The 20,438-nt window shown below is 67.8% G+C and carries 19 protein-coding genes and 1 pseudogene; 14 read left to right on the forward strand and 6 right to left on the reverse strand.

Going from position 1 to position 20,438, the window contains the following annotated elements:
- The first annotated feature begins 48 nt into the window (after nucleotides 1-48).
- Nucleotides 49-1,194 carry a cysteine desulfurase DndA gene (gene dndA, locus ACIBH3_RS30130; RefSeq protein WP_396315278.1) on the forward strand — a complete coding sequence of 382 codons (1,146 nt, stop codon included), beginning with the start codon at nucleotides 49-51 and terminating at the stop codon, nucleotides 1,192-1,194.
- Between the two features lie 6 nt (nucleotides 1,195-1,200).
- Here the strand turns inward: dndA and ACIBH3_RS30135 are convergent, their stop codons facing one another.
- Nucleotides 1,201-2,637, reverse strand: a complete 1,437-nt coding sequence (locus ACIBH3_RS30135) for a DNA phosphorothioation-associated putative methyltransferase (protein WP_396315279.1) — start codon at nucleotides 2,635-2,637, stop codon at nucleotides 1,201-1,203.
- Between the two features lie 605 nt (nucleotides 2,638-3,242).
- Between ACIBH3_RS30135 and ACIBH3_RS30140 the strand changes: the two genes are divergently transcribed.
- The 4 genes from ACIBH3_RS30140 to ACIBH3_RS30155 all read left to right on the forward strand — a co-directional run bounded on the left by ACIBH3_RS30140 (nucleotide 3,243) and on the right by ACIBH3_RS30155 (nucleotide 7,474).
- Complete coding sequence (locus tag ACIBH3_RS30140) at nucleotides 3,243-3,776, forward strand: hypothetical protein (RefSeq protein ID WP_396315280.1); 534 nt, start codon at nucleotides 3,243-3,245, stop codon at nucleotides 3,774-3,776.
- A 454-nt stretch (nucleotides 3,777-4,230) separates the two neighbouring features.
- On the forward strand, nucleotides 4,231-5,961 hold the full coding sequence (locus ACIBH3_RS30145; RefSeq protein ID WP_396315281.1) for an ATP-binding protein: 1,731 nt from the start codon (nucleotides 4,231-4,233) through the stop codon (nucleotides 5,959-5,961).
- Nucleotides 5,962-6,073: 112 nt separating this feature from the next.
- Nucleotides 6,074-6,769 (forward strand): transposase domain-containing protein, encoded by a 696-nt coding sequence (locus ACIBH3_RS30150; protein WP_396315282.1) that lies wholly within the window; start codon nucleotides 6,074-6,076, stop codon nucleotides 6,767-6,769.
- A 138-nt stretch (nucleotides 6,770-6,907) separates the two neighbouring features.
- Complete coding sequence (locus ACIBH3_RS30155; RefSeq protein ID WP_396315283.1) at nucleotides 6,908-7,474, forward strand: hypothetical protein; 567 nt, start codon at nucleotides 6,908-6,910, stop codon at nucleotides 7,472-7,474.
- Between the two features lie 239 nt (nucleotides 7,475-7,713).
- On the opposite strand, the gene ACIBH3_RS30160 is transcribed toward ACIBH3_RS30155, so the two are convergent.
- Nucleotides 7,714-8,598 (reverse strand): phosphotransferase enzyme family protein, encoded by an 885-nt coding sequence (locus ACIBH3_RS30160; RefSeq protein WP_396315284.1) that lies wholly within the window; start codon nucleotides 8,596-8,598, stop codon nucleotides 7,714-7,716.
- Entirely contained in the window at nucleotides 8,595-9,989 is a 1,395-nt protein-coding gene (locus ACIBH3_RS30165) for a helix-turn-helix domain-containing protein (RefSeq protein WP_396315285.1), read from the reverse strand. Before ACIBH3_RS30165 ends, ACIBH3_RS30160 begins: the two co-directional genes overlap by 4 nt.
- A 449-nt stretch (nucleotides 9,990-10,438) precedes the next feature.
- Between ACIBH3_RS30165 and ACIBH3_RS30170 the strand changes: the two genes are divergently transcribed.
- The 6 genes and pseudogenes from ACIBH3_RS30170 to ACIBH3_RS30195 form a co-directional block, all read left to right on the forward strand.
- On the forward strand, nucleotides 10,439-10,918 hold the full coding sequence (locus tag ACIBH3_RS30170; RefSeq protein ID WP_396315286.1) for an ATP-binding protein: 480 nt from the start codon (nucleotides 10,439-10,441) through the stop codon (nucleotides 10,916-10,918).
- Nucleotides 10,919-11,151: 233 nt separating this feature from the next.
- Complete coding sequence (locus ACIBH3_RS30175) at nucleotides 11,152-12,141, forward strand: TauD/TfdA family dioxygenase (protein WP_396315287.1); 990 nt, start codon at nucleotides 11,152-11,154, stop codon at nucleotides 12,139-12,141.
- A 35-nt stretch (nucleotides 12,142-12,176) separates the two neighbouring features.
- Entirely contained in the window at nucleotides 12,177-13,352 is a 1,176-nt protein-coding gene (locus tag ACIBH3_RS30180) for an amidohydrolase family protein (RefSeq protein WP_396315288.1), read from the forward strand.
- A complete protein-coding gene (locus tag ACIBH3_RS30185) occupies nucleotides 13,336-14,451 on the forward strand; it encodes a radical SAM protein (RefSeq protein ID WP_396315289.1) in 1,116 nt (371 codons plus the stop codon). Before ACIBH3_RS30180 ends, ACIBH3_RS30185 begins: the two co-directional genes overlap by 17 nt.
- Before the next feature lie 253 nt (nucleotides 14,452-14,704).
- Nucleotides 14,705-16,012, forward strand: coding sequence for an aspartate--tRNA(Asn) ligase (gene aspS / locus ACIBH3_RS30190; protein ID WP_396315290.1), 1,308 nt, complete (start codon nucleotides 14,705-14,707; stop codon nucleotides 16,010-16,012).
- 103 nt (nucleotides 16,013-16,115) lie between these two features.
- Nucleotides 16,116-16,285, forward strand: a pseudogene (locus ACIBH3_RS30195) (thioredoxin-disulfide reductase); the annotation flags it as partial.
- 466 nt (nucleotides 16,286-16,751) lie between these two features.
- Here the strand turns inward: ACIBH3_RS30195 and ACIBH3_RS30200 are convergent.
- Nucleotides 16,752-17,738 (reverse strand): tyrosine-type recombinase/integrase, encoded by a 987-nt coding sequence (locus ACIBH3_RS30200; protein ID WP_396315291.1) that lies wholly within the window; start codon nucleotides 17,736-17,738, stop codon nucleotides 16,752-16,754.
- 155 nt (nucleotides 17,739-17,893) lie between these two features.
- On the opposite strand from ACIBH3_RS30200, the gene ACIBH3_RS30205 reads away from it, so the two are divergent.
- Together ACIBH3_RS30205 and ACIBH3_RS30210 are read left to right on the forward strand one after the other, a co-directional pair.
- Nucleotides 17,894-18,220, forward strand: a complete 327-nt coding sequence (locus ACIBH3_RS30205) for a ferredoxin (protein WP_396315292.1) — start codon at nucleotides 17,894-17,896, stop codon at nucleotides 18,218-18,220.
- Between the two features lie 14 nt (nucleotides 18,221-18,234).
- On the forward strand, nucleotides 18,235-18,933 hold the full coding sequence (locus tag ACIBH3_RS30210) for a VIT1/CCC1 transporter family protein (protein WP_396315293.1): 699 nt from the start codon (nucleotides 18,235-18,237) through the stop codon (nucleotides 18,931-18,933).
- Nucleotides 18,934-19,086: 153 nt separating this feature from the next.
- Here the strand turns inward: ACIBH3_RS30210 and ACIBH3_RS30215 are convergent, their stop codons facing one another.
- Nucleotides 19,087-19,227, reverse strand: coding sequence for a hypothetical protein (locus tag ACIBH3_RS30215; protein ID WP_354642928.1), 141 nt, complete (start codon nucleotides 19,225-19,227; stop codon nucleotides 19,087-19,089).
- A gap of 21 nt (nucleotides 19,228-19,248) precedes the next feature.
- A complete protein-coding gene (locus ACIBH3_RS30220) occupies nucleotides 19,249-19,491 on the reverse strand; it encodes a hypothetical protein (RefSeq protein WP_396315294.1) in 243 nt (80 codons plus the stop codon).
- 734 nt (nucleotides 19,492-20,225) lie between these two features.
- Here ACIBH3_RS30220 and ACIBH3_RS30225 point away from each other — a divergent pair.
- Nucleotides 20,226-20,390, forward strand: coding sequence for a hypothetical protein (locus ACIBH3_RS30225; protein WP_396315295.1), 165 nt, complete (start codon nucleotides 20,226-20,228; stop codon nucleotides 20,388-20,390).
- Nucleotides 20,391-20,438: the final 48 nt, after the last annotated feature.

The following is a 20,438-nucleotide window of genomic DNA, read 5'->3' on the forward strand; positions in this document are numbered from 1 at the left end:
AATGACGTACATGGTGTGCGGGAATGACGCTCGAAGGTGGATGGTTCGATGGTGACGTACCTCGACGCGGCGGCGACGACGCGCGTGGACCAGCGTGTGGCCGATGTCGTCCTGCACTGGATGACCGCAGAGTTTGGGAACGCGGGCAGCCGCCATGAGTACGGCATCCGCGCCAAGCGCGCGGTCGAACGCGCCCGCGAGTACCTGGCTGGCACCATGGGGGCGGAACCCGATGAGCTGATCTTCACCAGTGGCGCTACGGAGAGTAACAACATCGCTCTGCTGGGCCTCGCCCCCTACGGTGAGCAGACCGGACGGCGCCACATCATCACCTCCGCCATCGAGCACAAGGCGGTCCTGGAGCCGCTGGAGCACCTGGCCGACCGCGGCTTCGAAGTGGACTTCATCAAGCCTGGCCCCTCGGGCAGGGTCGAGGTCGAAGCGGTCATGGAGCGCCTGCGGCCCGACACCCTCCTGGTGTCGCTGATGCACGTGAACAACGAGACCGGAGTGATCCAGCCGGTCGCCGACCTCGCCCACCAGCTCCACTCCACCGCGACCTACCTGCACGTGGACGCGGCCCAGGGATACGGCAAGGTCCCCAACGACCTGACCGCGCCGATCGACATGATCAGCATCAGTGGCCACAAGATCGGCGCCCCCAAGGGTGTGGGCGCGCTGGTCACCCGTCGCCGGGAGGCCATGGACGACGAACGTCCTCCCCTGCAGCCGATCATGTTCGGCGGCGGACAGGAACGCAAGCTGCGCCCGGGAACCCTGCCCGTTCCCCTGATCATGGGCCTCGCTGAGGCTGCGAGGATCTTCGAGGCCGAGCACGCCCACTGGCAGGCCGCCGCACACGAACTGCGCTCTCGGCTCCTTGAAGTGCTCGCCTCTGTGCGTTTCCGCCTCAACGGTGACCAGGACCACGTCGTGCCTCACATCCTCAACCTTTCCTTCGAGGACGTGGACTCCGAGGCGTTCCTCGTCATGCTCAAGGACCTAGTCGCGGTGGCGACGGGATCCGCATGCACGAGCGCCTCCTACACGCCCAGCCATGTGCTCACCGCCATGGACTTGCCCGACAAGGTCGCCGAGAACGGGCTGCGCTTCTCCTGGTTCCCGCAGCAGGCAGAGGCCCTGGACGTCGGGGAGCTGGCCCGCGTAGTTGAGAGCCTTCAGCCCCGGGTCTGAGCGGGATCAGCCGCTGACCCGGATGAGGCGGTGCCCACGCAGGGCCCGCCCACACCGCGCCAGCTCGCTCTCCCATCCGTTCTCGGTGCCGATCAGGTGCGGGCGCGCATACAGGCCAGCCCGCACCTCGGCGTCGGTCAGACGCCGGTACTTGGCGGTATCCGGGTCATCGGGGTGCAGGAACTCGTGCTTGCGGTGCAGGAGCGGCCGGTTGTCGCGATTGCCGTAGGAGTGGTGCGAGGTTTCGAGTGTCCCGAGATCGACCTGGTAGGACGTGAGCAGCCGCGGGTGCGGGTCGCTGTCGAACTCGGGGTAGTCCAGCCAGCTCACCGTCCGGCCACGGTGGAACAGCTTGGCGAGAGTCCACGCCTGCGGCCTGCCGGCGGCGATCGACGCGCAGTGCTCGTACAGCCGCAGCACGGTGGGCATCCGCTCCATGGCGCGTCGGTGGACGTATAGCGCGGTGGGGGTGAGCTTGCCCACGGAGGAGGCGTTCATCGCCCCTCGGATGTACGTGTCGTCCCGCAGTTTGAGCAGTAGTCGGTCGGCGCGCTGGCACGCCTCCTTGTACGAGGAGAAGAACGCCCGGATGTCGAGTTGCACCGTCAGTGGGAGGCTGGTGAACGGGCCCCTGCCGTTGAACAGTTCGACGGCGAGGAACAGTAGGGTGTTGAGGGTGCTGCGCTTGGCGCTGTCCTCGACCTTGGTGGGGTCAGCGGATGCGCGCACAAGGCGGTGGATTTCTGCGGGGCGCAGGTGTCCTAGCAGCTGGGCCGTGGTCAGGGGCATCTCTTCCAGTCGCGGTGGCCGGCCGCGGCGCTCCACGTGGTCGATGAGCGCGGTGATCGCGGAGGTGGTGTCGCTTGAGGCCAGCCACTGGTCGTCGGCGATGATGCGGCGAGCGAGGTAGCTCAGCCGGGCGGTGTCGTTCTTGAAGGTGTAGACGATCCCAGGCGAGGCGGATACTGCCCGGACTCCGGTGACCTCCTCCACGTAGGCCCGCAGCTCGCTGGCGCCGTAAAGGTGCTGGAACGTCTTGCGCCGAGTCAGTAGGCCATCACCGAACTGTTCACCGTTAACCTTCGACTTTTCCCAGGTCAGGCGAGCGGAGACGACCAGGACTGTACCCGCCAACTCCCAGGCATGCTGGAGGGTTCGTCGTCGCTCAGCCGGGTCCTCGATGACGTTCAGGACGTAGGTCAGGAGCACGACAGGGGCCGGCTCCAGCCGTACGTTCGGCTGATAGAAGGGATCCCAGCCAACTGCTGCGCAGCCCATGCGCTGTAGAGCGCGCACGTCCTCTCCGCGCCCGCACCCGTAGTCCAGCACGGAATACTCTGGACGGATCTGCTCGTCGAGGACCGCTTGTCGAGCTGGAACCGAGAGCCCACTCCGGCTGATCGCGGTCAACCGACGATCGCTGCTCCAGCCTTCCTGAACCATGTGATCATGCCCTCGCGTAACCGGAATCCGACGCTACCGGCCACAGTGTCGCCGATTCCCGACGCCCCTGGGCTTGTTCAGCTCTCCGTACCACCGCGAGGGTGATGATTTCGCCCGCGACCTTGCCTCGGCGGACGTATCCCGGCCGGCGAAGATCGCCCGACGCTGATCACCTGCTCGAGGACGCAGGACGACGAAGCCCGTGGTGTCGTTGCTGCGCTTGACCACCGTCAGCGCGATCCGCAGGGCGTCGCGAGCGAGGTCGACCAGACGTCCGGTGTAGCTCCCGTCGGCCCACACCAGCGCGATGCGCCAGTGCCGATGGGTCCGAATCCTGTCGTCGGGGCAAGTGCGGGTCGAAGGTCCATCTACTCACCGAACGCACCGGTCTGCCCCTGCCGATCGCGATCCTACCGTGAGGGGATCTGCCGTTGAGCTGTCCCCTAGGTGATGTGAGTTCCACCTCTGACGGTCGGTGGCGGGCTCTACAGTGTCAACACCTGCTCATGCCGAAGTCGAACCGAACGGCGACGACGGCCAAAGGGCGAGCGGGTCACAACTGAGTGGGTCCGGCACATAGCAGTCGGGCACCTGGGAGGGGCATCATGCTCCAGATCGACGATGTGCGCATCGAGACGATGTGCCGTCTCTACATGAAGAACAAGGCGAGGGCGTGGGACAGCGAGTACCTCGACGTTCTCGACACAGCTTTGAACCTCGCACTTGGCCACAGGCGTGTGGCCGAACATCCCGACCTTCTGTGCCGGAACGTCATCCATGACGCGCGTCGTACGATCCGCCGCTCAGAGGCGAATGCCCGCCGGATGGCTGCTTGCCGGCCGTTGGCCGACGCTGCTCGCCGCCGCGTATCCACTACTGCAGCTGACGGTTCGCTCATCGTCGAGATGTTCACGCACGACACCCCCGAGGCACGTGCTCTCGCAACCGAAACCGTCCAGGAGCTGACCACCTTCGCTGCGACGCTTGGTCCTCATGGCCTTGGCTGTCTCCAGGGCATGCTTGACATGGCGACCGTCCCTGACTCCGCCAGGCAGACTGGCGTCTCTGTACCCACGGTTGAGCGAGCCCGACGCGCCATCCGTATCCACGCCCGGGCTCTGATCAGCGGCACCGCATGATGACGTTCACCAATGTTCACGTCCGTGTGACTAAACCGTACGAAGGCACCTCTCATGTCGCTCTCCGGTTCACACGGAGCATCGTGAACATGCAGATCCCGACTGGGACCATCGGGGCTTATCTACTGATGGAGCACGAGCAGGAGGGCGACCGCCCACTCTATGTGGGACGGTCTGACACCTGTCTCCGCCGGAGGTTATCCCGTCATCCACTCCGCGGGCGTGCAACCCACTTCGTCGTGGCCCCGGCGCGCAACTCCCACCAGGCCTATGCGATCGAGTCCTACTGGTACCACCACTACCGATCCGCAGGCCGCGCCATCCAGAACCAGATACACCCCGCCAGCCCCGCCGGAACGGGCCGCTGCTGCCCCTTCTGCCCTGAAACGGCCATCGAACGCGCCTTAAGTCGGGCTCTGCCTCGGCCACGCCTTTCTGACACCAGGAGCAAATCATGAACGCCGCCAACATGGATATCATCCCGGTTGTCCTCTCCGGACAGGCCCTTCTCAGCCTTCGTGAGTCCGGCCACAACTTCCCGTCCGCTGTCGGAGAAGTGATCGACAACAGCATCGAAGCCCGCGCGAACCAAATCCAGATCATCACCGAAGAAGCGATGAGCGGCCGCAAGAAGACCCTCACACAGGTCTCCTTCATCGATGACGGTGAGGGCATGGACGACGAGACGCTCCAGCACTATCTGCAACTTGGCTTCTCCAAGAGGTTCATGTCCGAGAAGACCATCGGAAAGTTCGGTGTCGGTGCGAAGCTCGCAGGCCTCAGCGTCGGCACGCGCATCGACGCTTGGTCCCGTGTCCAGGGCAGCGAACAGATCAGGCACGTATTCTTCGACCTCGACGAGGGCATCGAGGCCGAGAAGCGCGGCGACAAGGTCGGGATCTACCCCCCCGATGACGAGCCTCTTCCCTCCCACCTTGAGGTCTACTTCCCGGAAGGCTCGGGCACCATGGTGACGTGGTCGAAGATCGACCGGGTCTCCGATGGTCATGGCCGGAGCACTGCAGACCACATTCGTAACGAAATGAACAAGGAACTGGCTCGGATCTTCCGGGAGTTCCTGGGCGGCGGCATTCGAATCACCGTCGACCACACGGACCTGAGGCCCCACGACCCAACCTTCCTTCGGAAGGGCACCTGGGCAGACCAGGTAGTCACCGAGGAACTGGCCCGCACCAGAGGCGAATCGCGCGCTGAGGCCCGGCACTTCCACGGTCAGGTCTTCTTCAATGAAGAGGTCAAGGTGCAGGGCACCAATCACAAGATCCGCGTCGTGATCGCTCTGGCACCGCCCGAGATCCTGCGCTTCAAGGGGGCCGGCGGAGACGCTTTCGCCAAGCGGCTGCAGATCCCGGAAAACGAGGGTGCTATCAGCTTCATGCGACTCGAGCGCGAGATCAGCTACACCCCCGTAGCGAGGCTCTTCCCCTCCGGGATTCAAACCAAGGACCGATACATCGGCTTCGAGGTCTACTTCACCCCGGAGCTCGACCGCATGATGGGCGTTCGCAACGTGAAGCGCGGGGCGGTCCCCTCTGATGAGCTCCGGAGGACTCTGCGGAGCATCGCGGAGAGCATCATCCCGAAGGCTCGTGACGAGATCGACCGCGTGTGGGGCGAGGTCAACCGCGATGACGCCGTGAAGTCCGGCGAGCACACCCCCATCACGAAGGCCCTCAAGGACGCGGACCGCACCATGCCGAAGGCCCGGGTCAAGCAGATCCCCACGCCGGCCCAGCAGGAGAGGGAGTACGACAACCTAGCGAAGGACGCTGGCCGCAACACGACGGAGGAGGAGAAGGCCGCCTACGTACAGGAGATCAAGGACCTTCCGTTCGTCATCGAGACGGTGGACGTACCCGGAGATGATCTCTTCCAGCTCACTCATCTCAAGGACCAGACGATCATCCGACTGAACCAGCGCCACTTCTTCTACCAGGAGATGTACGAGCCTCTGCAGCTGCTGTCGAAGGAGAACGGTACAGGCACCGGCCCCAATGTGTCCGCAACAGCTCGCCGTGCGATCGAAGCCATCACCCTGCTCCTGGTGGCGTACGCGAAGGCCGAGTCCATGCACGAGACACCGGTCGACCAATACAAGGAGCTGCGGAAGTGGTGGGGCAGCTTCACCGAGCAGTACCTGACGAAGATCAAGGACGTCCTCTGAAGTCAACGCCGTTGCGTTTGGCTGGATGGTGGCTCGTCAAGCCGCTGATCAGCGAGAACGGGACCCCTGATAGATCAACTCGTGTCGAGCAAGAAGATCGTCGGGGGTCCCGTTGCAGGAGAAGTCTGTCATCACGCGTGAGGTCTCCGCGGCCGGGGGCGTGTTCGCGCCGGGACATCTGGGCGAGCTGACCCAGGTCGTGGACTTCGAGCTGGTCGACGCGGCGCTGGAGGAGACCGGGGCGCGGGAGAGGCGCCTGCGGCTGCTGCGGTCACGGGTGGTGTTGTCTTTCGTCCTTGCCCTGGCTCTGTTCGAGGACTGCTCCTACTTGGCAGTGTGGGGCAAGCTCACCGCGGCCCTGGACACGCTCGCCCCGGTCCACTCGGCCGCGTCCTCGCTCGCGCGGGCCAGGCGCCGAGTCGGAACCGCTCCATTGCGATGGCTCTTCGAGATCCGGGCCGGGCCGGTCGCCGGCCGCGGCCAGGCAGGCTCCTTCTATCAGGGCCTGCGCACGGTGGCGCTGGACGGCACGTATCTGCACGCACCCGACGAGGCGCAGGTCACCTGGCGCTACCCGAAACGGGTCGGTCAGGTGCTGGAGTTCGGCTACCCCCTGCTGCGGCTGGTCGCGGTGGTCGAGTGCGGCACCCGGGCCCTGCTCGCAGCCGGCTTCGGCCCCGAACCCGAAGGTCAACTACCCTACGCCCGGCGCCTGCTGGGCTGCCTGGACGCCTCGATGCTGCTGCTCGCGGACGCGAACTTCGACGCCATCGACTTCCTGCACGACCTCGCCGACACCGGGGCCTAGTTCCTGGTGCGCTCCGGCGCCCGTCGCCGCCCGGTCATCCAGCAGCGCCTGCCCGACGGTTCCGATCTGGCGCTAAGGGTCAAGGGGTCGCAGGTTCAAATCCTGTCGTCCCGACTGTAAAGTCGCAGGTCAGAGGCCGTGGCGAGCGCGGACGCCGAGCTCGCAGCCGGCGCGATCTTCTACTCCATCGACATCCTGCTGGATGAGCTCTTCGAGGACGTCGAAACCCTCGCCGACGCGCCCAACGCCGCCCAATGCGATGGCGTCCTGCTCCAACTCGAAGGGCTACCACCCCAGTTCGCACACCTCCAAACGCCGCTCTTCGCCCGCAAGCTGCTGGTCACCGCCGTGGACCTGACCGGCCGTCTGTGCCGACCGGGATTCTCGCAACTCAGCAGCGTCGCGGAAGAACTGCTGCTCCGGCTTCTCCTGGAGACCACCGAGGCGACCCTCGACATCCACGACCTGCTGAACGACGGAGTCCAGGAAGCGCTGGGCTCCTTCCGTGAGAACGTGTACGAGTACCTGGACCACGAATGGCTCTACGACCCTGCCATGGATGGGATCGACCAGGCCCCCGCCGCCGCGCTCCTCGGGGTAGCTCCGATGAGCGTGGACGACTGGTTCGCACCCTTCAACGCCAGCCGTCCGGTCCACCCTTACGCTGCTGGATCCGCCACCGATGAGGAGACTGGCGAGGAGTAGGAGGCGGGCCAGCGTTGTCGGGCTGGTGGGCCGCGTGGTGGGTGCTGCGGAGGGCCGCCCTCGACGCGCAAAACCACTGGTGGCGGGCGTGCCAAGAGCAGGGCCCTGCGGGCACATGGTCAGAGCTGGAGGCACCGATCCTGGCCTGCGCGCCCGCGTCGCTGGCCTCGAAGCCCGCTCGCCGGACGACCACGTGGCTTCGACGGGCTGAGCCGGGGAACACCCTGCTGTAGGCCACTTCAGCTGACGACAGTCCAGCCCCAGGGGCGGGGTCCGTGGCGGCCTTGGAGGCAGGCGAGTCGGTAGTGGGCCTGGTCGCGGTGGCGGATCGGGTCGGCGGCGGCGTGCTGGAGGGCGAAGCAGGTGACGCGGAGCTCGCGGATGTCGCGGAGAACGGGGTAACCAGCCCAGGCTGTCACGTCTGCGCCGTAGGCCGCACAGAATGCCGCGTACTCCTCGGTGGAGATGGAGCCGAAGCTGGTGTGGCCGACGGCCGTGACAGCCAGGTCCCACTCGGGCGGGCCGACGGAGGTGCGCTCGAAGTCCAGGAGGTAGGCGGTGGTGGGGGTGACGGCGGTGTTGCCACGCCAGGCGTCGCCGTGGATGACACTGGTCGGCTGGCCGGGTGGGAGGTTGGACCAGGCGGCCTGGAGTTCTCCGAGGCGGTGGCGGAGCCACTCCCGCTGCTTGTCGTCGAGGGTGGTGGCGCCGTCGATGCGGTGGGTGAGGCGGACGAAGGGGTCGAGGCGTCCGAGCGGGAAGTCCGGGACGGGCAGCTCGTGGAGCTGGCGAAGGAGCGGGGCGAGGTCGGCTGCTGCGCCAGGGCGGTGGGGCGGGAGCTCGTGCCAGAAGGTGACGGGGTGGCCGTCGGCGTCGAGGGGCTCGGATATCTGGTCGAATGGGCGCACGGCGGGGATGCCGCAGGTGTGCAGCCAGCGGGCGACTGCGAGTTCCCGTACGGCGGCGGTCCGCTGGCCGGGGCGGGCGATGCGGGCGACGATCCCGTTGGGGAGCTTCCAGAGGGCATTCTCGCCGATGCGTATCGGTTCGGCCTGGTCCGCTGACAGGCCTGCTGCGGTGCAGGCCTTGAGCAGCAGAGCGTGGGAGGCATCGACGTTGGTCACAGGGCAACCGTAGAGGTGATCTGCTCGCGCAGGGCGCGGATGTCCGGAGCCGTGCGGTGGCGGTGGGCGAGACGGCCGAGGTCGGCCAGTTCGTGATTGGCGCGGAGGGAGCGGAGCTGGCTGACCTCGGCAAGGGCGACGCGGCCTTCGACGGCCGCCTGCGCCGGGTCACCGGTGGCCATCCGCAGGGAGGCCAGTTTGGTGCGGGAGAAGGTGCGGGACCTGGCGAAGCTCTCGGTGTGGCCGTCGACAGCAGTCTGCAGTCGGTGGAGTGCCTCGCGCGGACTGTGGCCAGCGAGGGCGAGATCGAACAGGGCGTGGCCGGAGTCGCCGTGGTGCTGGGCATTGTCGTAATAGGCCATCCACGGACCTTCGTTCACGGAGACGATATTGGCGAACGCGTCGTCGGACGTCCCGATCGCGGCAAGGGTCTGCTGGGTGCGGCCCATCTTGGCCAGGGCCCGGGCCCGGGCGTTGTGCAGCATGGACTGTTCGGCGGGGGAGAGGCGGTCCGCGCGCGCGAGTCCCAGCTCGGCGAGGGTCAGACCTGAGTCCGGATCACCGCGCCAGATGGCCTGCCGGGAGCGCAGGTTGTAGGAGATCGCTCGCAGCGCCCAGTTGTCCACTTCCTCCGCGCAAGCAGTGGCGAAGGCATAGAGGTGCTGGGCATCTTCGTGGGCGAAGGCGTCGAAGGCCGAGGCGCCGACGACGGTGGCGAGCCTGCCGACGGCGGTGAACAGATCGGGCCTGAGCGGCGCCGGGCAGGGAATGTTGAGCAGGCCTGCCGCCCAGCGCAGCTGGGCGAACGCGGTGTCGCGAACGACACCGCCTCCGCCGTAGAGGTTGTCCCAGCTGCGCAGGGTGGTCGCGGCGGTGCGGATCTGCTCGATGTCCCCGGGGCGGACCGCTGATGGGGCGGCGGTGGCCGGGGTAGCGCTTATCAGCTGGAGCAGAGGGCCGACGGCCAGGGCGGCAGTACTCGTCGCGGCAAGGAAGTTACGTCGTTCCATGGGACTCGGCTCGTTCCATTCGGGGGCGGACCGTAGCCCCTCCAGGGTGCCTGCCGTCCATGGCTTCGCGGGAGCAGCGACGGCCTTGCTGGGGGAGTTGTCCATTTCCCGGGAGCGGTTGTCCATTTCGGCGTTCGCTAACGCGAGGCAGCGGCTGAGGACGCCGCCGGTGTCCAACGCGGCATCCAGTGCGGCTGCATGGGTGGGGCGGCAAGGACGTTCGGCCTTCTCCATCTTGCTGACCAGGTCACCGCTGATGTGGACGAGCGCGCCGAGCTGATTTTGGGTCAGACCGCGGAGCGAGCGCCAGTGCCGGATCTCAGCCCCGAGCCAGTGCGCGGCTGAGCGCGAAGGCTCGAGCGGCCGTGGTGGCCTGGGCATGTGGTCCCCCCGAATCGTCTGTAGTGGACAGCGGCCGCTGTCCTTTTGCCGGACTGGGCACGGTGTCTGCGCCCGGGCTGAATTGTTCCCGGGCGCTCTCGCTCCACTACATACCGCAACTTCCGCGGGACGGAGAGGGTTTCCGCGATTTGCGCGGGATCGAACGATGTCGGTGGCGACCGCTCAGATCCGAACCGCTTGGGAGGAGGTACCACCGTGCGAGACCGAAGAAGCCCTTGCGGCACTGGCGTGGCGATGATCTCGATCACAACTTGGGGGATTGGCGAAGGGAGCTGGGGCCAGCCCTTGCGGGTCTGTCTACGGATCGTGGCCCGGTGAGGTTTCGACGCGGATACCACGCGGCCACGATCGATGACGAACCGTCGGCTTCTGCCGCGGCCAGTGCCAGCAGGCAGCGTGCGGCGAGTCCGGCAGGAGGGAGGTGCACCTTGTCAGATCGAGAGACCACGTTCGGTGTAGGCCAGGTGATGATGTTGACCTCGCTGAGCGACTGTCGGGTATCGGTCCCGGTGCTGAGTTGCCACCTGGCCGCAAGGCCGGCTGCCGTCGGTATGGCACGAGGTCGGGTTCGGGCGCACTTCACGGACCACCTGCATCGAGACGCGCTGGCGGATGCGGAGCTCATCGTCACCGAGTTGGTGAGCAACGCGGCCGGCGCGTCACAGGAGGCCGACGACATCCAGCTGAGCGTGCGCCTGACGGGTGCAGAGCTTCTCATCAAGGTCTTCGACCACGCCACGGAGACGCCCCGTCGTCGGCAAGGAAGCCAGTCCGACGAGGACGGGCGCGGGCTGCTCCTGGTGGAGAAATTCGCTCGGCTGTGGGGGTGGGCACCCATTGCCGACAGAACGGTCGTCTGGGCCGTGTTGCCGGTCGAATTGCCGCACAGCCCGGCCGACCCGGGCTGAGTCTCGCCCCCTCGCTAGAAAACTCAGCATCCCGCCGCGACCACGCACTGACGGACGCGCGGGAGGCCGATCCCCCCATGCCATCGCAAGGGAGAACGATGTCAGACCAGCACAGCTCCCCGTGGACACCGGAGATGGCCAGCACACACCGTCTCCCAGAAGGCCGTGCGTCGCGCCGATTCACCGTCACGTCTGAGGAAATCCGCAGGCACAGACCTGCTGCACCGGCGGGCGTGGTGGAAGTCATCGACCTGTCGCCCAAGACACGCTCGGCACTGGGACGGTTATCCGACCGCATCACTGCGGACCCGTACCGGTCGGGCATGGCGTTCGTTGAGGAGGCGCGGGCGGCCACCCCTCACTTGCCGAGCGAGCTTGTCCGTTCGCTTGCCCGGGCGGGCGCGCATGAGGGAACCCCAGTCCTGCTCGTGCGCGGCCTACCCGTCCCGTCCGGGCTGCCGCCGACTCCGAACGTGAAGTTCGACCACCAGCGAGAGATCGGCCGTCTGGGGACGGAAGCACTCCTGGCGTTGCTGGGCTCCTGTGTGGGAGAGATCTTCACCTATCGCGAGTGGGACAGCGGCCACATGGTGCAGAACCGCTATCCGATCGCGTCTCACCGAACCATTCAGTCCGCAACAGGATCCACCGAGCTGGTGCTGCACACCGAGGCGGCCTTTGCCGCACTCTCACCAGACCATCTCGTCCTGCTGGGACTGCGGGCGGATCCCGACTCGTCAGTCCAGACCATCGTCGCGGACATCGGTACGGCGCTGGAGAGCATCTCCGCCTCGAGCCGTCGGCAGTTGGCCGCGCCTATGTTCGCGTTTCCTAGTGACCACGGCTCGCACATGGCCGGGGGACGGCGAATGACGGAGCCTCACCCGATTCTCCGGCAGACGACCGAAGGACTCCGCCTGGACTACCAGCACAGCATCACACCGCTGTCGCCTGACGGCGCCGTGGCGCTCGCCGAGCTGAACGCGGCATTCACTGCCGCTGCCGAAGAGGTCACGCTGCGGTCCGGGGAAGCGCTGGTCATCGACAACCGGCGCGCCGTACACGGCCGTACCGCTCTCCAGCCAAGTTTCGACGGCACCGACCGGTGGATCCAGCGGGTACTCCTGCGCCGCACGCTGCCGGCGGACGGACGGGTCGTTTTCGACTCCCGCTTCGACCAGTACCCGAGTGAGTTCCGCAGCACCCTCGCACGCCCCAAGTGACCCCAACTCAGCGACCTCCAGGGAGGACCCACGCCATGTGGCGAGATCACCAAGTTGTCGACACCGACGGGCACATCATGGAGCCGCTCTGGCTCTGGTCCGACTACCTGGACCCGGCTTACCGCAAGAACGGGCTGCAGGTGCTCCGCGACCCGGCAGATGGCGACAAGCTGCTCATCAACGGCCGACCGTCTCAAATGATCCGCCGCCTCGGCGGGATCGTCCCGGTCCCGGGACAGGCCGTCGTGGACTGGAACACCCTGCCGGCCGACGGCAGCTTCGCCTCCTACCGTGACTCGTGCACATCGGCTTCCTGGAACGCGGAGCACCGGGTCGCCTGGCTGGACGAGACGGGCATCGGATCTACCCTGCTGTTCCCCTCTCTCGGCCTGATCTGGCCGAGAGAGGCCGGACCGGACAGCCCCTACACCATCGCGCACTTCGACGCCTACAACCGCTGGCTGCTCGATATGACCGCCGACACCAGCGGACGCCTGCTTCCAGTCGCCCAACTCGCCTTCACGGACGGCCTGGTGAAGCGAGTCGTCAGCCTTGCCGAACAGGGCTTCCGCCACGTCATGCTGCCGACCGGCATCGGTACAAGTCTGCGAACCGCAGACAGCTTCTTCGCCACCACTCAGGACCTCGGCCTGACCGTCCACCTTCACAAGGTAGCCATCCCCCACTTCCTGGGCACCGAGCAGCCCACCAGCCTGCGGAACCCCCGTCTGGGCCGATTCTTCAACCACGTCCACGAGACCCTGCCCGGACAGCTCTTCCTCACCGCTCTCCTCGACTCCCGCGTCCTGGACCGCTTCCCCCACCTGCGCTTCGCCTTCCATGAGTGCAACGCCGGCTGGCTCCCGGCCTGGATCGAACGCGCCCACGAGTCGTGGGAGACCCTGCACGGCACTGGCCAGCAACTCCCCGACCAGCCACCCAAGCACTACCTGCAGGACCGAGACACTCTCTTCTTCTCCGTCGGCCTCGGCGAGGACCTGGCAGCGATGCCCGACTGGCTCCACCGCCGGATCATGCTGGCCACCGACTACCCCCACCCCGGCACCCCGACCGATCCGGCCTCGGCCTGGGCCCCCGCACTGGAAGCACTGCCGCATGACGCCGCTGCGGGACTGCTCAGCGCCAACGCAGGCCGCATGATGCCCGCCGCCACCGCCAAGCTGGAGGTCCGCCATGACCGCACGAACTGACCGGGACGCCCGCTTCGCCCTGCACCTGAAGGGCCTGGACAAGGTTCCCCTGGAAGAGGCCTTCCGCCTCGGTGCGCTGCGTGACGGCGTCCAACTCACCACCACCGCGCTGCGTTTGCCGGTGCTGGGGCAGGTCATTCCGCGCATCGAGATCGAGATCAGCGGGCCGGACTACCGCAAGAAGGTCACCGTCCGCGTCAACCAGAGCTCCCCCTTCATGTTCGACGCTGGCCAGCTCACTGCCACCATCAACGGCCAGGCCCGCTCGGTAGCGTGCGCCCAGTTCGTCGACGACGATCGAGCGCCCACCGGCATGTACAACTTCGGGCTGCTGCGCGAGAACGGGCTGCGGAGCTTCGTCTTCGACTACCACACCTACTGCGCCTACTCCTGCGACTTCTGCTTCAAGGAGTCGGAGTGGGAGGTCCTCGCGGTCGAGCAGGTCCCGGCCGCGAGCTACAAGGCGAACTTCGAACAGTGCCTCACCCATGTCCAGGAGCACGCCGAGGATTTCCGGACCAAATACGACATCGTGTGGCTGTGCACCGGCAGCATCACCAACGAGCAGCTCGAGCTGGACCGCCACCGCCGCATCGCGCGAGCGCTCCGGGAAGCCGGCTACGACCAGGGAATCTACGTTTCCCAGGTCATCCCGCCGACGCTGCGTCAGGATGCGGTGCGACGGCACGATTACCTCAAGGCGCTCCACGAAGCGGGCGTGAGCCGCTTCAACAGCGGCGTCGAGATCGTCAACAACACCTACCGGCAAAAGTACGTCCACGGCTACAAGGGCACGCTGACCTTTGAGGACTATGTCAGCGTCTTCTCCGACGCGGTAGAGATCTTCGGGCACCAGCAGGTCGGCAGCTGCCTGCTGGCCGGCATCGAGCCCGCCGAGGACACCCTGCGCGGACTCGAGACCATCGCGGCGCTCGGCGTCGTACCGTCTCCGACGGTGTTGACCCCCTTCGTCGTCAAGCAGCAGGACATCCCGTTCCACTATGACCTCGACGGCCTGATCGACGTTCACCTGGGCTTCAACGAGATCACCAGGCGCTACGACCTCCCAGTGTTCTCCGGCGTCTTCAGCCTGGCCTGAGCCCGCGCCCGCGGGGAGCGCCCGATCGCGGCGCCGGCCTGTCCTGACCGCCTCCCTTTGGCGCCTGGCAGTTCTCGCCGGGTGCAGGCCGTCGCCGAGACCGACCACCGCTCAGCGCCGCAGTCACCGGATCGGGCGATAACGGCGAGCCCTGATCCCAGACGTCCGCTACGCTGGGGCTCCCCCCGGGTGGCCGTCTACCACCCGCCGAAACCGCGCGACCAACGCGCCTGCAACCAGGGAGTTGCCTCTTATGGCTCGTACATTGATCCGCGACCTCAGCTCGCATCTGGACGAGACCGTCACCGTCTACGGCTGGATCAACACTCTCCGCCTCCAGCGCCGGATGCAGTTCGTCCTGGTCCGTGACCACACCGGCATGGTGCAGGTCACCCACCCGCGCGGTGGCGAGGAGGACTGGATTGAAGCAGCCTTCGAAGAGGTGACCCTCGAATCCGCCGTGAAGATCACCGGAAAGGTCGTCGCGAACCCGGTCGTCAAACTCGGCGGCCTGGAGATCCTGCCCGAGAGCGTGGAGATCGTCGCCCAGGCGGAGACCGGCCTTCCGATCGACGAGCACACCGGACTCGACCAGCGCCTCGACTGGCGGTTCCTCGACCTGCGTCGCCCCTCCCAGCACCTGGTCTTCGACGTCCAGACCACCATCGAACAGGCGATGCGTCAGATCGCCGACGACGAGGGCTTCACAGAGCTGCACACCCCCAAGCTGATGGGGACCGCTTCCGAATCCGGTGCCGAGGTCTTCAAGGTCGGCTACTTCGACCGCACCGCATACCTGGCGCAGTCACCGCAGTTCTACAAGCAGATGGCCATCGCCGGCGGAATCGACCGGGTCTTCGAGATCGGCCCCGTCTTCCGAGCCGAGCCATCGTTCACCTCCCGCCACGCAACCGAGTTCACCGGCGTCGACGTCGAGATCGCCTGGATCGACAGCGTCGAGGACGTGATGGCCTTCGAGGAACGTATGCTCCAGCGGGTCCTGGCCACCGTCCGTGCCGAGCGCGGCGAGCAGATCGCCGAACTGTTCGGCGTCGACGTCACCGTCCCTACCCTGCCGTTCCCCCGAGTCACCATGGCCGAGGCTCTCACGAAGCTCCGCGCCACCGGGTGGGACCCGGCCGGGGAAGCGGTCGACCTCGACCCGGAGGGCGAGCGCACGCTGTCGGCGCTCATCGCCGAGGAGTACGGCCACGAGTTCGTGTTCATCACCGACTTCCCGGCCGAGGTCCGTCCGTTCTACCACCATCGCCGCGCCGACAGCGCAGACACGACATCCAGCTTCGACCTCCTCTGGAAGGGCGTGGAAATCACCACCGGCGCCCAGCGCGAGCACCGCTACGACGTGCTGAGCGCGCAGGCCCTGGAGAAGGGCATGGAGCTCGCGCCACTGGCTCAGTACCTTGACTGTTTCCGCTACGGCACCCCGCCGCACGGCGGCTTCGGACTGGGCCTGAGCCGGGTGATCATGCTCCTGCTCGGCCTGCCTTCGATCCGTGAGGCGACGTTCCTCTTCCGCGGCCCGAACCGGCTGGAACCGTGACGTCGTCTGCTGTTGAGGTCAGCTCAGAAGCCGCGTCGAGGTGGCGGCATCAGGCGGACGACCTGGAACGTTGCGTAGCGGCCGTGACGGCTGGGGGATCTCAACGGCCGTGTTCGGCGCGGGCGACGTCGTCGGCCACACCTACGCCAGGCCGTCACCGCCGCCGGCTCCGGCTGCTCAGCGGCCCTGGACGCTGAGCGCTATCTGCCCGCCCCTGCGGACCTGGCCACGGGCGACCTCAAGGACCCAGCCGATCTGCAGCCCGCCCAGTAGCAGCAGCCCGCACGGCACCTGTCAGTTCACGGGGCCCGGACGGCCACCCGCCGCCGGGCCCCGCCCTCTCTCACGGAGCCCCCGGGGCCCGATGCAATCACCTCTAGATTGCAATCGGTCCAAATGGAGCCTCCGGCTGGTTTCATATGGCACCTGATAGGTGTCTCTGGGCGCATTCCGTAGGTTCCTAGAGAGGTCCCTCCGGAAGGTCGCCTGGCAGGTCAGCGCCCGCTACGCTGGGGACAGGCGAGGGACCACACACGGCGAACCGCTGTACGCGGACTTCTTTCCATCGCACGGACGCCGCGCTCCGTTCAGCGCCTGACGTGCAGAAAGCTGGATGGTCGCGCGACTGGGGGTCAAGGGGTCGCAGGTTCAAATCCTGTCGTCCCGACAGTGATGTCGGAGCCCCGCTGACTGGACGAAAGTCCAGGCCAGCGGGGCTTTTGCCGTTCCCGACCCAAGGTCAGCGGACGAGCCGCAGGTGACGGCCGTCAGGCTGCTGCGGGACCAGTTCGGGACCAGGGGCCAGGCGCGGACCGCTCAGGTGGGCACTCAACGCCTCCCCCGCCAGCTCGATCGAACGTCGGTCCGGATGCAGGTACCGCTGAGTCGTCGTCAGCGAACCGTGTCCGGCGATGATCCGGAGCACGTGCACCGGGACACCGGCATCCGCCATCCACGTCAGGCCGGTGTGCCGCAGGTCGTGGCGGCGCAGGTGCTCGTACCCGAGCTTCACCACCACCTCGTCCCAGTGGGTGGCGTCCCGCAGGACGGCCGTGCTGATCCGGCCGCCCCGGGGCCCGGTGAAGAGCCTGGCCATCGGGTCCGACTCGATCACGTCGAGGCGGCGCGCGACTAGCTCCCGGATCTCCGGGATCAGCGGCACGGTGCGCCGCCGCTTTCCCTTGGTGCCCTTGTCCACCAGTCCCCCGGGTGCCGCGGTGGTCTGCCGGCACAGGTTCCAGGTCCAGCTCTCGCGGTCGATGTCCTTGCGCCGGACACCCGAGACTTCGCCGATCCGGGCCGCCGTGAAGGCCGCGAAGCGCACCACCTCTCCCCAGCCGCCGTACTGGCCGTGCGAGCGCAGTACCAGGGCGTTCGCCAGGGAGTCCAACGTCTCCCAGTCCGGCAGGGCGAGGGCTCGCGGGTCGTCCAGCTCGTCCTCTGCCCGCTGGTACTCCCGCTGCCACCCGGTCACCTTGGCGGGGTTGACGTCGATCAGCCCGTCGCGCAATGCCTGTTCCATGACCCGAACCAGCATGGCGAGGGTGTTGTTCACCGTCGAGCGGCCGTGCTCATCCGCGATCCAGCCGTACACGGCTCGGTCAATCACTCCGTTCGTGACCGTCCGCACCGGCAGGTGCCCGATCGTCGGAACGATCCGCAGCCGCCAGCCGGCCAGGTACGGATCCAGGGTGTTCAACTCCAGCCCCCGGAGGGTCAGTTCCATCACCGACTCCCCGTACTCGGCGAGCGCCATCGTCGCCGCGGCGGGAGGCCCTCACCGCCTTCGCCGACGACGTCGACCACCACCTCCACCGCAGCCCCTGTCGCCGTCCGGTTATCCTGCCCGCGCCACCCACCGCCCGGATCAGAGAAATGGCGATGACCCCCGCACGGGCCCTGCTGCGGGTCGACCGCATCGCCTGCGCCGGCCACGGCCAGTGCGCCGAGCTGCTGCCCGAACTCATCAGCCTCGACGAATGGGGCTACCCCGTCCTCCACGACACCGCCGTCCCACCCGACTGCACGCGCACGCCCGGCGCGCCGTCCGCGCCTGCCCCCGACTCGCACTCCACACCGGCAGAGCCCAGACCTGACCGCCTTGCCACGTGCCGCCTCGGGCACCCTCCGAGGCTGGACAGCCGGGTGCGCCCACCCGCCGGCACGCCGAGAATGACCTTTGACGATCCGACGGGAGCGTTTGACTGACGACCTTCTTCGACATGCTCAACCCGCACCAGGAGAGCCACAGCGCGGGCCGGGCCGGTTGGCTGCGCGCCGCCGTCCTCGGCGCCAACGACGGGCTGGTGTCTATCGCGAGCCTGATGGTGGGCATCGCGGCCAGCGGCGCGAGCACCTCGACGGTGGTCACCGGTGCCCTCGCGGGGCTGTCGGCGGGCGCGTTGTCGATGGCAGCCGGCGAGTACGTGTCCGTCAGCTCGCAGGTCGACGTCGAGACCGCCGACCGGGCCAGGGAGCAGCGCGAACTCGCCGAGAACCCGGCGGCCGAGCTCGCCGAACTCACCGCCATCTACCAGGCGCGCGGTGTCCCCGGCGACCTCGCGCGGCAGGTCGCGGTCGCCCTCCACGAGGCCGATCCGCTCCAGGCCCACCTGCGTGACGAACTCGGCCAGAGCGAGCACAGCGCCGCCAAGCCGCTGCAGGCCGCCCTGGCCTCGGCCACGAGCTTCCTGATCGGGGGACTCGCCCCCTTCCTCGGACTGCTGGCCGGCACCACCACCGCCCGGCTGTGGCTGATCGTCGCCGTCACACTCCTCGGCCTCGCTGGCGCGGGCGTCCTGGCGGCCCGCGCTGCCGGCACCGGCGTCCTGCGGCCGACCGTGCGGGTCGTTCTCGGCGGAGGGCTGGCCATGGCCATTACCGCCGCGGTCGGGCAGATCGCCGACGTCTCCGGCGTCTGACCGGAGCAGCGGACGCCCACGCAGCTGCACACTGGTCGGCGCGGACGGCGTCGCACGTCAGCTAGATGTGCCCGGTCCTGCGGGCACCAGCCCCGGCCCGACTGCCACCGGTCGACCACCACGACCGCGCAACCGCTCACGCCCTGGGGCCGCTCACCCCGGGCCGGCGCCGGACGAATGGCCGTGGCCGTCCTGCCAGGCGACCGCCCGCATCATCTGTTCCTCGTCGAGGCCGGTCATCACGACCACACGGTCGTACATCTCTTTCTCGTCCAGCGGGCCGAGCAGACGCACCGCCCGGGTGATCTGCCCCGCTCACAGCTCCTCGACCACGAACGGACGGCGCCGGTAGCCGGCGGCGAGGCGCACCAGGTGCGGCTCACAGCACGCGCGCAGCAGCCGCCCGCCGTCGAAGCGCGGATCGGTGTCCACCGCGGAGGAGTCCGGCACCCGCAGCACCACCAGTTCCCGCGCCGGGGCCAGCAGCCCGCACTCGTCGCACAGCTCCGGCGCGTCGTCGCCGGAATCGATTCTCGCGGTGCCGTCGGCGCGGGCCATGTCTCCGGTGTACGCTCCCCGCCGCGACCCGCGCGAGCCGAAGCCGTCGAGAGGCAGTGCGGCCGCCCCGGTCCACCCGGCGGGCAGTGCCGGGCAGGCCCGGTTCCGCGGCGGTCACAGTGAAGCCCAGCTACCCGGGGGGAGGGCAGTTGGGCTGGGACCGGGACCGGGACCGGGACCGGATCAGCGTGGACACCGGTCTGCGACCCCGACCGTACGACAGGCCCACTCGACTGGACCGCAGCCACACGCCATCGGCGCGCCGGGGCCGCCGGCGTCAGCAGCAGGGCCTGGCGCGGCCGCAGGTCACGCATCGAACGACGGGAGCAGCGCTGTGTAGCGCTCGCCCGCCGCCTTGACGACGGTGTCGACGTCATCCGGGTGGCCCGGAAATCCGCCGATCCGGGCGGTTGGTGGCCCAGCCTCCGAGCCGGGCCCGGTCGGCTCCGGGCCGGGACTCCCGGGCAGGAGATCCGAGCCGGGTACCCGAGAAACGCCTGCCTGCTGCGGCCGGAGTACCGTGGGTGGGGTCGGGGCGGTCGCGCCGCGCGCGCTGCTCGCAGGCATTCTGCCGAAGGAATCGACCGGGGGCCCGGTGCCTCCAGGAGGGGTGCCGCCCGTGGCCGTTCGTGTTCCGGCCGCCCACTGCGCCGTCGTGTCTCACGGCACGAGGTGTCATGTACGTGGCCGATGACTCCCGGCAGAGCCCGGTCGGAGCCGTCGGGAGGGTTACGGTGCCGATCCCGACGGACGGGCCGGGCGAGGTGCTGGTCGGCTTGCGCGGCGGGTCGGAGGTGTTCGCGGCCTGGTCCGCCGGGCCGGTCGCGGTCAACACCCGGGTGGTCGTGATCGACACGATCTCCGCCCGGTCGGTGCTCGTCGAGCCGTTGCCGCCCTGAGTCCGGCGGCCCCGCGGCCCTCGTCGAGCTGTTGCAGGTCAGGTGGTT

The sequence above is a fragment of the Kitasatospora sp. NPDC050543 genome, assembly GCF_044457565.1.
GTDB lineage: Bacteria > Actinomycetota > Actinomycetes > Streptomycetales > Streptomycetaceae > Kitasatospora.